We start from the raw sequence: 12,551 nt of genomic DNA, 5'->3' as shown, positions 1-12,551 counted from the left end.
GCGTTTCTTTTTGTTCTACGCATGTTCACGTTTTGTGTCAACCGTCCAATGCCCCGGCACCTAAAGGGGAAGGTATTGCATCACCTCGCCTGCCTTTCGCGGGCCGTCGCCGGCCGGGCGGATCATCAAGGCGTTGGCATTGGCCAGCACAGACAGCAGCGCGCTGTCCTGTCGGGGTTCGGGGGTGATCTGGCCGTCTTTCAGCTCGGCGCGCATGTAGTGTTCGCGCGGCCCGCTGGCGTCGAGATCATGGGCAAGCCGGGCCTCTTGGCGCGGGGGCAGGGCGGTGCCAAGGCCCAGCATGCAGCGGATCATCGGGGCCAGAAAGACATGCCCGCAGACCATGGCCGAGACCGGGTTTCCGGGCAATCCGACCATCGCCGCCTTGCCCATGCGGCCCGCCATCAGCGGTTTGCCCGGACGCATGGCCACCTTGTAAAAGCTGCGTTCCATTCCCAGGCTGGCGGCGACATCGCCCACGAGGTCATGATCGCCCACCGAGGCCCCGCCGATGGTCACGACAAGATCGGCACCATGCGCCAGATCGAAACAGGCCTCAAGCGAGGCGCGGTTGTCGCGGGCAATGGGCAGGATACGGGCCTGCGCGCCCATGCCCTCCAGCATGGCCTTGAGGCCAAAGGTATTGGAGGCGATGATCTGATCCGGGCCGGGGGTATCGCCGGGCATGACAAGCTCATCGCCCGTGGAAATCAGCGCCACCTGCGGTTTGCGGGCGACGGTCACCTCGGGGATGTTCATGGCGGCCAGAAGGGCGATATCGGTGGCGCGCAGGATGCGTGGCGCGCTGACCTCCTGACCGGATTTGAAATCGGCGCCCATGGGGCGGACGAAAGGGTTGTTTTCCAGCGTGTCACCGATGGTAATCCGGTCGCCCTCGCGCGTGACATCTTCCTGGATCACCACGCGATCGGCGCCTTGCGGCAAGGGCGCGCCGGTGAAGATACGGGCGGCCTGGCCGGTTTCGACGGTGCCGTCAAAGGCATGGCCCGCTGCCGCCTCGCCAATCACGGTGAGGGACGCGCCGGGCGTCGCGTCGTCGCTGCGCACCGCATAGCCATCCATGGCGGAGGCGGCAAAGGGGGGCTGATCACGGTTTGCCCTGGCGGGGGCCACCATGCAACGCCCCGCCGCCCTGGCCAGCCCGACCTGTTCGGTGGGCAGGGGGGAGACGAGGGAAAGCAGGTGGTCAAGGGCCTCGGCGACGGTGATCATGTCGCCTCGTAGCGGCCGGATTTGCCGCCGTCTTTCAGCAGGACGCGGATGCCGCCGATTTCCATGGCTTTGTCCACGGCCTTGGCCATGTCGTAGACCGTCAGGCAGGCAGTGCTGACGGCGGTGAGGGCCTCCATTTCGACCCCGGTTTGGCCGGAGGTTTTCACGGTGCCTTCGACGCGTATGCCGGGCAGGTCGGGATCGAGGGTCAGTTCCACGGCAACCTTGGTCACCGGCAGCGGATGGCACAGCGGAATGAGATCGGGGGTTTTCTTGGCCCCCATGATGCCCGCAAGCCGGGCCACCGACAGCACATCGCCCTTCTTGGCGCGGCCTTCGGCGATGGTTTCGAAGGTGTCTTGCGCCATGCGGATATGGCCCTCGGCCACGGCGACCCGGGCGGTCACGGCCTTATCCGAGACATCCACCATATGGGCATCGCCCTTGCCGTCGAAATGCGTGAGGCCCGGCATGTCACATGCCCCCGGCCGTCAGGGGATTGGCCAGCAACTTGCGCGTGGCCGCTTCGACGTCTTCCTGGCGCATCAGCGACTCGCCAATCAGGAAGCTGCGTGCGCCGTAGCGGGCCATTTCGGAAAGGTCTTCGGGCGTGTGCAGCCCGCTTTCGCAAACGATCATCCGGTCGGGCGGCACCAGTTTGGCCAGCTTGCGGGTGGTGTCGAGCGTGGTCTCGAAGGTATCGAGGTTGCGGTTGTTGATGCCGATCATGCGGGATTTGAGGTTCGAGGCGCGCTCCAGCTCTTCTTTGTCGTGGACTTCCAGAAGGGCATCCATGCCCCAGCTTTCGGCGGCCTCTTCCAGTTCGGCGGCTTGCGCGTCGCTGACGCTGGCCATGATGATCAGGATGCAATCGGCGCCCCATGCGCGGGCCTCGGCCACCTGGTAGGGGTCATACATGAAGTCCTTGCGCAAAACCGGCAGGTCACAGGCGGCGCGGGCCTGTTGCAGGAACTCGGGGGCGCCTTGGAAACTGGGGGTGTCCGTCAGCACCGACAGGCAGGTTGCGCCGCCTGCGGCATAGGCCTGGGCCAGTTCGGCAGGTTCGAAATCCTCGCGGATCAAGCCCTTGGACGGGCTTGCCTTTTTAATTTCGGCAATCAGGCCATACCCCTGTTTGGAGGCCTGCAAAAGCGTGTCGGCGAAGGGGCGGACCGGGCCGGCCTCGTGGGCGGCGACTTCGATCGCATCCTGTGGGCGCTCGGCCTTGGCGGCTTCGATTTCTTCAAGTTTGTAGGTCTTGATCTTTTCAAGGATGGTGGGGGTGGTCATGCGGCCTCCGTCGTGATGCGGGCAAGCGTTTGAATACTGGATAGGGCGGCACCGCTGTCGATACTTTCAATCGCGCGGGCGACGCCTTCTTTCAGGTCGGCGGTTTTGCCGGCCACCACGAGGGCGGCGGCGGCGTTGAGCAATACCGCGTCGCGGTAGGCCCCGGGCGCGCCCTCGAGAAGGGCGCGGAAGGCTTTGCCGTTGTCTTCGGGCGTGCCGCCGAGGATGGCCTCGAACGGGTGCACGGGCAGGCCGAAATCCTCGGGGTGGAGTTCGGTTTCGGTAACCTCGGCGTTTTCGCCCAGTTGTGCAACCCAAGTGGTGCCGGTGATGGTCATTTCATCGGTGCCGTCCGAGCCATGCACAAGCCATGCCTTTTCCGATCCAAGCTGTCCCAAGGTTTCGGCCATGGGGCGGATCAGGTCACGTGAAAAGGCCCCGGTCAGCTGTCGCTTGACGCCAGCGGGATTGGTGAGCGGCCCGAGGATGTTGAAGATCGTCCGGGTGCCAAGCTCGGCCCGCACGGGGCCGACATGGGCCATGGCGGGGTGGTGCATCGGGGCCATCATGAAGGCGATTCCGGCCTGTTCCAGCGCGCGTTCCACCACACCGGCCCCGACCATGACGTTGACGCCCATTTGCGTCAGGGCATCCGCGGCCCCGGACTTGGAACTGAGGTTGCGGTTGCCGTGTTTGGCTACGGGTACGCCCGCGCCCGCCACGACAAAGGCCGTGCCGGTCGAGATATTCAGCGTGCCTTTGCCGTCCCCGCCGGTGCCGACGATGTCCATGGCCCCGGCGGGCGCTGTGACCTTGTTGCATTTGGCGCGCATCACGGCGGCGGCGGCGGCGTATTCATCCACCGTTTCGCCACGGGTGCGCAGGGCCATGAGAAAGCCGCCCATCTGGGCCGGGGTCGCCTCACCTTCGAAGAGGGTGGTAAAGGCGGCCTCGGCCTCCTGGCGGGTCAGGGGACGCTCGGCGGCGGTGCCGATCAGGGGTTTGAGCGCGTCACTCATGCGGGCACCTTCATCGTATTCAGGAAGTTCTGCAACAGGGCGTGGCCATGTTCGGAGGCAATGGATTCGGGGTGGAACTGCACGCCTTCGATGGGCAATTCGCGGTGCTTGAGGCCCATGATGGTGCCATCTTCAAGTTCCGCCGTGATCTCCAGCGCCTCGGGGCAGGTGGCGCGTTCGACCACCAGCGAGTGATAGCGCGTCGCCTCGAACGGCGAGGGCAGCCCGGCAAAGATGCCTTTGCCGGTATGGTGCATCTGGCCCATCTTGCCGTGGACGATGTCGGAATGGCGAATGACCTTGCCGCCGAACGCCTGCCCGATGGTTTGATGGCCAAGGCAGACCCCCAGAAGCGGGGTCTTGGTTTCTGCCGCGGCCTTGGTCAGGGCAAGGCAGATGCCGGCCTGATCCGGGTCGCAGGGCCCGGGGCTGAGCAAGATGCCGGCGGGGTTCATCGCCATGGCCTCTTGCACGTTCAGGGCGTCGTTGCGGCGCACCACCACATCGGCCCCCAGTTCGCCCACGTAATGGACGAGATTATATGTGAAACTGTCGTAGTTATCTATCAGCAGCAGCATCTTGCCCGAACTCCGTGCAGAAAGGGGGGTGGAGGCCCGGCCCCCGGTCGCGGTATACTTGTTCAGTCTTGCACGGAGGCGTCAAGGGGCGCATAGGTTAGAAAACGGGCAAATCAGGGGGCAAAGCAGTGGCACGTGGGATTTTCTCGGGATTTATCGTGGGCGGCATGGTGTCGGGTCTGGCGCTTGGGGTGGCCTCGGTCATGACGGAGGTGCCGGGAACGGCCCCGCCGGAGGCTGCTGCATTGGACGTGCCGGCGGGGTCCGAGTTCGATCAATCGCTGGAAGACCGCGAGGCGGAGCTTCCAAGCGCGGGCGAAACGCCCGAGGCCGGTGAAGGGCAGGCGCCGCAGGTGAGTGCGCCGGAACCGGATGACCTGACCTCGCTGGAAGGGGCCGATACCGATCCGGCGGCCCGCCCCGAGGCCGGGGATGCCGAAAGAAGCTTGTCGGCGCCTGAAGCGGGGGATGACTCTGCGGGGGTTGATCTCGACAGCGACAGCCCCGTGTTGCCCAGCCCGCAGGCCATGGCCCCCGCGGCCCCCGACGGGGAAGAGGACCTGTCGATTTCGACCGACCCGGCACAGCCGCAGCTGCCCGAAGCCGAGGGCTCGGCCTTTCCGAGTGACGCACAAGGCGCGGCAGAACCTGCCCCCGAAAGCGAAGACCTCACGCCTGATGCAGAGGCCGAGGAAGCCGGAACCGCACCTGAGCAAAGCACAAGCGAAGGTACGATCGGTAACATGGCCGAAGGGGTGACCACCAACCGCCTGCCAGCGGTGGGCCAGGAGGCCGAGACGGAGGTGAGCACGCAAGAGCCCGCCCCGGACCTGCCGCCGCTTGAGGCCTATGCGGCGGAGTTTGACAACCCTGATGGCAAGCCCTTGATGTCCATCGTTTTGATCGACGACGGCAGCAGCCCGATTGGATTCGAGGCGTTATCGAGTTTTCCCTATCCCCTGAGCTTTGCGGTGGATGCCGATTGGCCCGGCGCGGCCGAGGCCGCGGCCAAGTACCGGGCGGCGGGGTTCGAGGTTCTGGCGATGGCGGATTTGCCGGAGGGGGCAAATGCGGCGGACGCCGAAGTGGCCATGCAGGCCTATCTGGAGGCGGTGCCCGAAGCGGTGGCGGTTTTGGAAGGCCCCGAGACCGGGTTGCAAAGCAGCCGGGCGGCGGCCGAGCAACTTGCGCCCATCCTGCTGGACAGTGGGCACGGGGTTGTCATGCAGCCCCAGGGCCTGAATACCGCGCAAAAGCTGCTTTCGCGCGAGGGCGTCAGCGCCGCCAGCGTGTTTCGGGATTTCGATGCCAAGGGGCAGGAGGCCACGGTGATCCGCCGCTTTCTGGATCAGGCGGCCTTCAAGGCCGGGCAGGAAGAGGCCGGCGTGATCATGCTGGGCCGGATGCGGGCCGAGACCGTCAGCGCGCTTTTGCTGTGGGGCTTGCAGGACCGCGCAAACCGCGTGGCCTTGGCCCCGGTTTCGGCGGTTTTGACCGCCCAATAGCCCTGTTTGCATAGCGTCGGTATTTTGTCGGTATTGCGTCAGTGGATTGCACAGACCATGCATGGCGCGGGGGGCACCCGAACCTCAGCCTCCGGCGGGATTATTTTTGGAAAGATGAAGGGGGGCGGGGGCGCCCCTTTTTTCATGCGTTGCGCCATGTGCCGGGGGCAAGGTTTTCGAGGTCGTGGTCGCCCACACGCCAGCGGATGAGGCGCAGGGTGGGCAGGCCGACATGGGCCGTCATGCGGCGGACTTGCCGGTTGCGGCCTTCGGTGATGGTGATTTCCAGCCAATGATCGGGGACGGATTTGCGAAAGCGCACTGGTGGGTCGCGCTCCCAGACATCCGGCGGGTCGATCTGGTGCGCCTTGGCGGGCCGGGTGGGGCCGTCTTTGAGTGTGACGCCCTTGCGCAGGGCGGTGAGGGCGGCCTTGTCCGGCGCGCCTTCGACTTGCACGAGATAGGTTTTTTCCGTTTTGAAGCGCGGGTTGGAGAGCCGCGCCTGTAGCTTGCCATTGTCGGTGAGCAGCAAAAGCCCTTCGCTGTCGCGATCCAGCCGCCCGGCGGGGTAGACGCCGGGCAGGTCGATGTAGTCAGACAGCGTGGCGCGGGGGCTGTCGGCATTGCCCTTGTCGGTGAATTGCGACAGGACCCCGTGGGGTTTGTTGAACAAGATGAGCCGGGTCATGGGCGCATGACATGCCCTAGGGGGCCCCGGCGCGCAAGGCTCACTTGGCAAGCAGGCCTTCGGTGATCTTGTAGGTCCAACTGCCGCCTGCATTTTTCCAGCCGTTGACGGTGCGTTGGCCCGCGTCGGATTTATCGCCTTCGAAACCGTCGACCACGGTGTAGGCCGGGGTTTCGACACCGGCCTCGGCCAGAACATCGACAGCCTTGGCACTGCGCCCGCCGGAGCGGCAGATGATCAGCAGGGCGGCGGGATCGTTGGCGGCCACATATGCCTTGATTTGATCGACGAAGCCTTTGTTTGGCATCATCTTGTAGGCGCTTTTCTTGGGGTTGTAGGCATGCGCGGGATCGACCTTCATGAAGGGAATATTGGCATCCGTGTCGGTGGCGTAGCCGACGAACATGGTTTCCTCGGGGCTGCGGATGTCGATCAGGGCGACGTCGTCGCGGTCGGCCAGAAGGGCGATGGATTCGGCGGCGGTGATGTAGTGGCCGGGTTCGTTGGTTTTCTTCTTGGGCAGATTGGCCTCGGTCACCGAGGTCTCAAACATCGCGCCGTGGTTATCGGCGAAGCCTGGCCCGGCCATGGGCAGGGCAAGGGCAATGGCCAGCGCCGGGGCGGTCAGGATTTTAGGAAAGGTCATGGGGCGTCTCCTTGTCAGAACACATTTTATAATTCGCATGTGTTTTGACTAAAGGTGATTGACGCCCCGATCCTTGATGTGGATCAACCGTTGCCGTCGCCGGTGAAGCGCGCGGCATCGGCGGCGGCGCGGCGAATGGCGTTCGATTTATGGACGGTTTCCATATATTCGGCCTCGGGGTCGCTGTCGTAGACGACACCGCCACCGGCCTGAATATAAAGCTTTTCGTCTTTGACCACCGCCGTGCGCAGCGCGATGCAGACATCCATATCGCCACGGGCCGAGAAATAGCCGACACCGCCGCCATAGACGCCGCGTTTTTCCGGCTCAAGTTCATCAATGATTTCCATGGCGCGAACCTTGGGCGCGCCCGAGACCGTCCCGGCGGGCAGGCCCGCGAGCAGGGCGGAAAGGGCATCCTGATCCTCGGCCAGGTCGCCCACGACGTTCGAGACGATGTGCATGACGTGGGAGTAGCGTTCGATGATGAATTCCTCGGTCGGGTGGACCGAGCCGATTTTTGCCACGCGACCCACATCGTTGCGGCCCAGATCAAGCAGCATGAGGTGTTCGGCCAGTTCCTTTTGGTCGGCAATCAGATCGGCCTCATTGGCGCGATCCTCTTCGGGGGTGGCGCCGCGCGGGCGGGTGCCGGCGATGGGGCGCACGGTGACTTCGCCGTCCATCACGCGCACAAGGATTTCGGGGCTGGCGCCCACAACCTGAAAGCCGCCGAAGTTGAAGTAGAACATGAAAGGCGAGGGGTTGGTGCGCCGCAGGGAGCGGTAGAGCGCGAAGGGCGGCAGCGGGAAATCCTGTGTCCAGCGTTGGCTGGGCACGACCTGGAAGATGTCGCCCGCGCGGATGTATTCCTTGGCCTTTTCAACGGCTTGGTGGTAGCCCTCGCGCGTGAAATTTGAGGAGGGCGGGCCGGGCTCATGCGCCTCGCCCAAACCGCGCGAGGCCTGCGGCAGGGCGCGTTCGAGGTCGCGCACGGCGTCCATCACCCGTTCGGCGGCCTGTGCATAGGCGGCCTTGGCGGATTGACCGGAGGCAGCCCAAGCGGGGGCGACGACGGTGACCTCGCCCTTGACGCCATCGAGAACGGCCACCACCGAGGGGCGCATCATCACCGCGTCGGGCAGGCCCAAGGGATCGGGGTTCACATCGGGCAGGTGTTCGACCAGCCGGATCATATCGTAGCCCAGATAGCCGAAGAGCCCGGCACTTGAGGCGGGGAGGTCTTCGGGCAGGTCGATGCGGCTTTCGGCGATCAGCGCACGCAGGGTGTCGAGGGGGTGCCCCTCCTGATCCTCGAACGCGTCACCATCGAAGCGGGCATCGCGGTTGAGGCGGCTTTTCTCGCCGTGGCATTGCCAGATAAGATCGGGCTTCATGCCGACGATGGAATAGCGCCCGCGCACCTCGCCCCCGGTGACCGATTCCAGTACGAAGGCGTCACGCGCCGCCCCGGTGAGTTTGAGCATCAGCGAGACAGGCGTATCAAGGTCGGCGGCAAGGCGTGCGTAGACCACTTGGTTTTCGCCGGCCTCGTAGCCCTTGGCAAAATCCGCGAATGTCGGGGTCAGCTCCACTTTAGGGCACCTTTACTGGAAGTTGGAATGCACGGCGTTGAGCGCGCTTTGATTCAGTTCGATGCCCGCGCGGCCCCGGATATCGTTGGCCAGCAGTTGGAACAGGTCCTGACCCATGCCCGAGGCGGCCTGATCGCGCAGCATCGTGGTTAGCTGCTCAAGATCTTGATCCTCGGGGTCCGGGGCGCGAATGGCGTCGAGCCGCAGGAGGAAAACCTGGTCGGTGCCCGGAATGAAGCGGGCTTCGCCGTTGGTCATGTCGAAGACCGTTTCAATGAAGGCCGCGGGCGTATCGGGCTGAAAGCCGCGACGTGTGACGCCTTCGGCGGTATTGGTCTGCAATTCCAGATCGGCAAAGGAGGCACCGGAGGCCAGCGCGCTGCGGGCCTCTTCGTATTCGGAGGTCAGGGCCTCGGTCACGGCTTGAGCGCGCCAGCCTTGCAGAACCTGATCGCGCACATCTTCGAGCGGCTGGACTTCGGGTTCGACGATCTTGTCGAGGCGCATGGCGAAAATGCTGCCGTCCTCCAGTTCAAGCACCTCGGGATAGTCTTCGGAGGTGAGGTTTTGTGCGGCGGTGCGGAAGCCCGCGTAGGCGCCGATGTCGTCCGTCACGCCGGGATGCCACGCGATCTGCCCCAGTTCCATGTCGGATTCGCGGGCCAGGTCCTCGATGGTGGCCCCTCCGGCGAGAAGGTCATCGACGGACTCGATGCGGGCCTCGATGACGCGGCGGGCGCGGTCGGCGGCCAATTCGCTGCGCAGGTCCGGTTCGGCCTCTTCGAAAGTCGTTTCCTGGGCAGCAAGAATGGCATTGACGCGGAACAGCGCGGGGCCAACGGGGCTGGAGGCGGGGCCGGCAATATCACCGGTTTCAGCAGAGAACACCGCGTCGGCGGCGGCGCCGAGATCGTCGCGGGCCACATCGCCCATATCCACATCGGCCAGTTCGAGACCGCGGGCCTCGACTTCGTCTTCAAAGCTGCTTTCGTCCGATGCAATGCGGTCAGCGGCGGCTTGGGCGGCGGCCTCGTCAGGGAATACAAGGCGTTCGACAAGGCGGCGCTCGGGCTGAATATACTCGTCAGCGCGGGCTTCGTAGGCGTCGCGCAGGGCCTGTTCATCCACCTCGACAGTGTCGATGATCATCTCGGGCGAGAGCCAGGCATAGGTGATTTCACGCGTTTCCGGCGTGGTGAATTGCGCCACGTTGGCCTCGTGATAGGCCTGCAACTCTTCCTCGGTCGGTTCTGGCAGGCCTGTGGTGAGGTCGTTGCGGTCAAGAACCGTCCATGTCACGTCACGCTCTTCGCCGATATAGGTCAGCAGCGTTTCGGTATAGGCCCGGGGCATGGTGACACCGGCCATGACCGCGCCTTGAAGAAAGCCGCTTGCGGTTTCCTCGCGCAGGTCTTCTTCGAACTGCGCTTCGCTGAGGCCCGCTTGTTCCAAAGCAAAGGCATAGGATTCGCGGTCAAATTCGCCATCGACACCCTGGAAGCTGGGGATGGCGACGATTTGTTCGAGCAGGGCTTCATCGCCTACCGAGAGGTGCAGGCGGTTCGTTTCATGTGTCAGCGCGGCCTGAGCGACAAGGCGGCTCAGCACGGCATCGGGGATGCCTGCGGCCTCGGCCTGTGCAAAACTCATGGCCTCGCCGCGTTCGGATTCCGCCGCGCGGATTTCGTTTTGCAGGGCGCGGGCGTAATCGTTGACGTCGATCTCGGCCTCGCCGACCGCGCCCACGCTGCGCACCGACCCCGACAGGTTGGTGATGCCAAAGCCGCCAAGGCCAAGGATCAGCAGGCCCATCAGGATCCAGACGAATGTTTTCGAGATGCTTTTGCTTGCGGACATGCGGCCCCCGTCAGACGGCGTTGAAATTTATCATTCGGGGCTGTCTACGCCCTGTCCGGCGCAGGGGCAAGGGGTCAGCGGAGGCTTGCTAGCCTGTCAAAGAGCGTGGCGATGCCCGCACGGTCGACATTTGCGAAAGCAACGCGCACTTCCTGCGCGCCCGCCGGGTCATCGGAGGGGCGGAACATGGTGCCTGGCAGAAGCAAAACACCCGCGTCGCGCACCAGTTTCGGGGCCAGTTCGTTGGACGGGATATCAAAGGGATGGCGCATATAGGCGAAATAGGCGCCGCATCCCAGAAGCTGCCAACCCTGGGTGGTGATTTTCGGCATATGGTCATGGATGGCGGCGCGACGGTCGAGGATTTCGGCGCGTTCGCCGGCCAGCCATTGCGAGAGGTTCTGCATCCCCCAGAGGGCCGCGATTTGGCCTAATTGGTTGGGGCAGATGGTGACGGTATCGAGGAATTTCTCGGCCTCGGCCAGGCGCGCGGGACTGGCGATCATCGCGCCGACGCGGTGCCCGGTCAGGCGGTAGGCCTTGGAAAAGGAATAAAGCTGAATCAGGGTATCGCCCCAATCGGGATCGGCAAACAGGTCATGCGGTGGCATGGGGCGGGCGTCGAAATCTCGGTAGGTTTCATCAATGATCAGCGCCAGCCCGTGACGCTTGGCCAGTTCATAGAAGGCGCGCAGCAGATCGGCGGGGTATTCGACGCCGCCGGGGTTGTTGGGGGTGACCAGAACGATGGCACGGGTGCGGGTTGTGATGCGCGCCAAAGCCTCGTCGGGGTCGGGCAAAAGCTCGGACCCGCAGGGCAGGGGAATGGCCCGCGCCCCGGCCATGTCGAGCCACATTTTATGGTTGAAGTACCATGGGGTTGGCAGGAGAACTTCATCGCCTTCCGCGCAGAGCGTGGATATGGTGGCACAGAAGGCCTGGTTGCACCCGGATGTAATGGCGACATTCCCGGCGGTCAGGTCGCCGCCGTAGGAGGCGGACCATTGCGCGGCCAGTTCCTCGCGCAGGTCGGGATTGCCTAGGACCGGCCCGTAGAGGTGCGCCGAGGGGGTATTCAATGCCGCATCGGCGATCACTTGGCGCAAAGGTTCGGGCGGCGGATCAACCGGCGCGGCTTGGCTGACGTTGATCAGGGGGCTGTCATCGGGAAATGTCACGCCCTCAAGCCAGCGGCGGGCCTCCATCACGGGGGGCGGAAAGGTGGTGGCAGTGCGCGGTATCGTGGTCATTGAGGTCTCCTTGAGCGCTTGTCACCCCTGTCGGAGGTCCGCGCGAAGAGGGCGCGCAGGCGGCCGATAAGCGCCCGCGTTACGCCCCGCGATAGGGTTCGACGTATTGCAGGGCCATGTCCCACGGGAAGAAAATCCATGTGTCCTGGCTGACTTCGGTGACATAGGTTTCGACCATGTTGCGGCCCATTGGTTTTGCATAGACGGTGGCGACATGCGCCTTGGGCATATGCTTGCGGACCACTTCGAGGGTTTTGCCGGTGTCGACGAGGTCATCGACGATGAGTACGCCCTCACCACTGCCGACGATCTCTATATCGGGGGATTTGATGACCCGTGGCTCGGATTGGGTTTGGTGGTTGTAGGATTTCACGCTGATCGTATCGACCACGCGGATATCCAACTCGCGCGCAACGATCATCGCCGGGGCCATGCCGCCGCGGGTAATGGCCACCACCGCGCGCCAGCCACCCTCGGGCGCTTCGCTTTGCAGGCGCCATGCCAGCGCGCGTGCATCACGGTGCAATTGGTCCCAGCTGACGTGGAAGCCTTTTTCGTGGGGCAAGCGATCGGTCATGCGTTTGTCCTTATCGGTCGGTCAGAAGCCGCAGGCCGAGCATGCCAAGCACGGCGGCGGCCAGACGGTCGAGTATCGGTTTGAGCCGCAGATAGCCGTCGCGCGCGGGTCTTGTCGAGAGGGCAAGCGCAAAGAGGCTGTAGGCGATCCACTCGACGATCAGGTGGTTGGTCACGATCAGGGCCTTTTGTGACAGCGTCATATCAGGCGGGAAGATCACCACGAGGACCGAGGCCGCGAAGAGCACCGACTTGGGATTGGCAAGGTTGACCAGAAGGCCGGTGCGAAAGGCTCGGCGGCGTGGGGCGGGGGG

The 12,551-nt window shown here is 64.3% G+C and carries 13 protein-coding genes; 1 reads left to right on the top strand and 12 read right to left on the bottom strand.

Annotated features, from left to right (window positions below; all coding sequences use genetic code 11):
- Positions 1-60: 60 nt before the first annotated feature.
- Genes glp through RBB32_RS17015 form a run of 5 tightly spaced genes read right to left on the bottom strand, consistent with a single transcriptional unit; the run spans position 61 to position 4,120 of the window.
- Positions 61-1,233: a gephyrin-like molybdotransferase Glp gene (glp, locus tag RBB32_RS17035; protein WP_306154417.1), complete on the bottom strand. Its 1,173-nt coding sequence runs from the start codon at positions 1,231-1,233 to the stop codon at positions 61-63.
- Entirely contained in the window at positions 1,230-1,706 is a 477-nt protein-coding gene (moaC, locus tag RBB32_RS17030) for a cyclic pyranopterin monophosphate synthase MoaC (RefSeq protein WP_306154416.1), read from the bottom strand. Before moaC ends, glp begins: the two co-directional genes overlap by 4 nt.
- A gap of 1 nt (position 1,707) precedes the next feature.
- Positions 1,708-2,523, bottom strand: coding sequence for an indole-3-glycerol phosphate synthase TrpC (trpC, locus tag RBB32_RS17025; RefSeq protein ID WP_306154415.1), 816 nt, complete (start codon positions 2,521-2,523; stop codon positions 1,708-1,710).
- Entirely contained in the window at positions 2,520-3,542 is a 1,023-nt protein-coding gene (gene trpD, locus RBB32_RS17020; RefSeq protein ID WP_306154414.1) for an anthranilate phosphoribosyltransferase, read from the bottom strand. The genes trpC and trpD overlap by 4 nt, the downstream gene beginning before the upstream one ends.
- Positions 3,539-4,120: an aminodeoxychorismate/anthranilate synthase component II gene (locus tag RBB32_RS17015; protein WP_306154413.1), complete on the bottom strand. Its 582-nt coding sequence runs from the start codon at positions 4,118-4,120 to the stop codon at positions 3,539-3,541. The genes trpD and RBB32_RS17015 overlap by 4 nt, the downstream gene beginning before the upstream one ends.
- Positions 4,121-4,248: 128 nt before the next feature.
- Between RBB32_RS17015 and RBB32_RS17010 the strand changes: the two genes are divergently transcribed.
- Positions 4,249-5,625, top strand: coding sequence for a divergent polysaccharide deacteylase family protein (locus RBB32_RS17010; RefSeq protein ID WP_306154412.1), 1,377 nt, complete (start codon positions 4,249-4,251; stop codon positions 5,623-5,625).
- A 142-nt stretch (positions 5,626-5,767) separates the two neighbouring features.
- Here RBB32_RS17010 and RBB32_RS17005 read toward each other — a convergent pair whose 3' ends face one another.
- The 7 genes from RBB32_RS17005 to RBB32_RS16975 form a co-directional block, all read right to left on the bottom strand.
- Positions 5,768-6,313, bottom strand: a complete 546-nt coding sequence (locus RBB32_RS17005; RefSeq protein ID WP_306154411.1) for an rRNA large subunit pseudouridine synthase E — start codon at positions 6,311-6,313, stop codon at positions 5,768-5,770.
- A 40-nt stretch (positions 6,314-6,353) separates the two neighbouring features.
- Positions 6,354-6,959, bottom strand: a complete 606-nt coding sequence (locus RBB32_RS17000; RefSeq protein WP_306154410.1) for a rhodanese-like domain-containing protein — start codon at positions 6,957-6,959, stop codon at positions 6,354-6,356.
- Between the two features lie 83 nt (positions 6,960-7,042).
- On the bottom strand, positions 7,043-8,554 hold the full coding sequence (gene trpE, locus RBB32_RS16995) for an anthranilate synthase component I (protein ID WP_306154409.1): 1,512 nt from the start codon (positions 8,552-8,554) through the stop codon (positions 7,043-7,045).
- A gap of 12 nt (positions 8,555-8,566) precedes the next feature.
- On the bottom strand, positions 8,567-10,411 hold the full coding sequence (locus tag RBB32_RS16990) for a peptidyl-prolyl cis-trans isomerase (protein ID WP_306154408.1): 1,845 nt from the start codon (positions 10,409-10,411) through the stop codon (positions 8,567-8,569).
- Positions 10,412-10,485: 74 nt separating this feature from the next.
- Positions 10,486-11,661, bottom strand: a complete 1,176-nt coding sequence (locus RBB32_RS16985) for an aminotransferase (protein WP_306154407.1) — start codon at positions 11,659-11,661, stop codon at positions 10,486-10,488.
- A 79-nt stretch (positions 11,662-11,740) separates the two neighbouring features.
- The gene (gene gpt, locus RBB32_RS16980; protein WP_306154406.1) at positions 11,741-12,238 is read right to left on the bottom strand and encodes a xanthine phosphoribosyltransferase; all 498 of its coding nucleotides are present in this window, start codon (positions 12,236-12,238) and stop codon (positions 11,741-11,743) included.
- 10 nt (positions 12,239-12,248) lie between these two features.
- The coding region (locus RBB32_RS16975) for a LysE family translocator (protein ID WP_306154405.1) at positions 12,249-12,551 on the bottom strand (303 nt) is incomplete at its 5' end.

The sequence above is a fragment of the Roseovarius sp. MMSF_3281 genome (genome assembly GCF_030733685.1).
Lineage (GTDB): Bacteria > Pseudomonadota > Alphaproteobacteria > Rhodobacterales > Rhodobacteraceae > Roseovarius.
The sequence above is the reverse complement of the archived record's forward strand: the minus strand, read 5'-3'. Positions and strand labels throughout refer to the sequence as shown.

Coding starts and splice junctions, on each gene's coding strand:
- gpt (WP_306154406.1), bottom strand. CDS start 12,238: ATGACCGATCGCTTGCCCCACGAAAAAGGCTTCCACGTCAGCTGGGAC.
- RBB32_RS16990 (WP_306154408.1), bottom strand. CDS start 10,411: ATGTCCGCAAGCAAAAGCATCTCGAAAACATTCGTCTGGATCCTGATG.
- glp (WP_306154417.1), bottom strand. CDS start 1,233: ATGATCACCGTCGCCGAGGCCCTTGACCACCTGCTTTCCCTCGTCTCC.
- moaC (WP_306154416.1), bottom strand. CDS start 1,706: ATGCCGGGCCTCACGCATTTCGACGGCAAGGGCGATGCCCATATGGTG.
- RBB32_RS17000 (WP_306154410.1), bottom strand. CDS start 6,959: ATGACCTTTCCTAAAATCCTGACCGCCCCGGCGCTGGCCATTGCCCTT.
- RBB32_RS17015 (WP_306154413.1), bottom strand. CDS start 4,120: ATGCTGCTGCTGATAGATAACTACGACAGTTTCACATATAATCTCGTC.
- trpD (WP_306154414.1), bottom strand. CDS start 3,542: ATGAGTGACGCGCTCAAACCCCTGATCGGCACCGCCGCCGAGCGTCCC.
- RBB32_RS16985 (WP_306154407.1), bottom strand. CDS start 11,661: ATGACCACGATACCGCGCACTGCCACCACCTTTCCGCCCCCCGTGATG.
- RBB32_RS17005 (WP_306154411.1), bottom strand. CDS start 6,313: ATGACCCGGCTCATCTTGTTCAACAAACCCCACGGGGTCCTGTCGCAA.
- trpC (WP_306154415.1), bottom strand. CDS start 2,523: ATGACCACCCCCACCATCCTTGAAAAGATCAAGACCTACAAACTTGAA.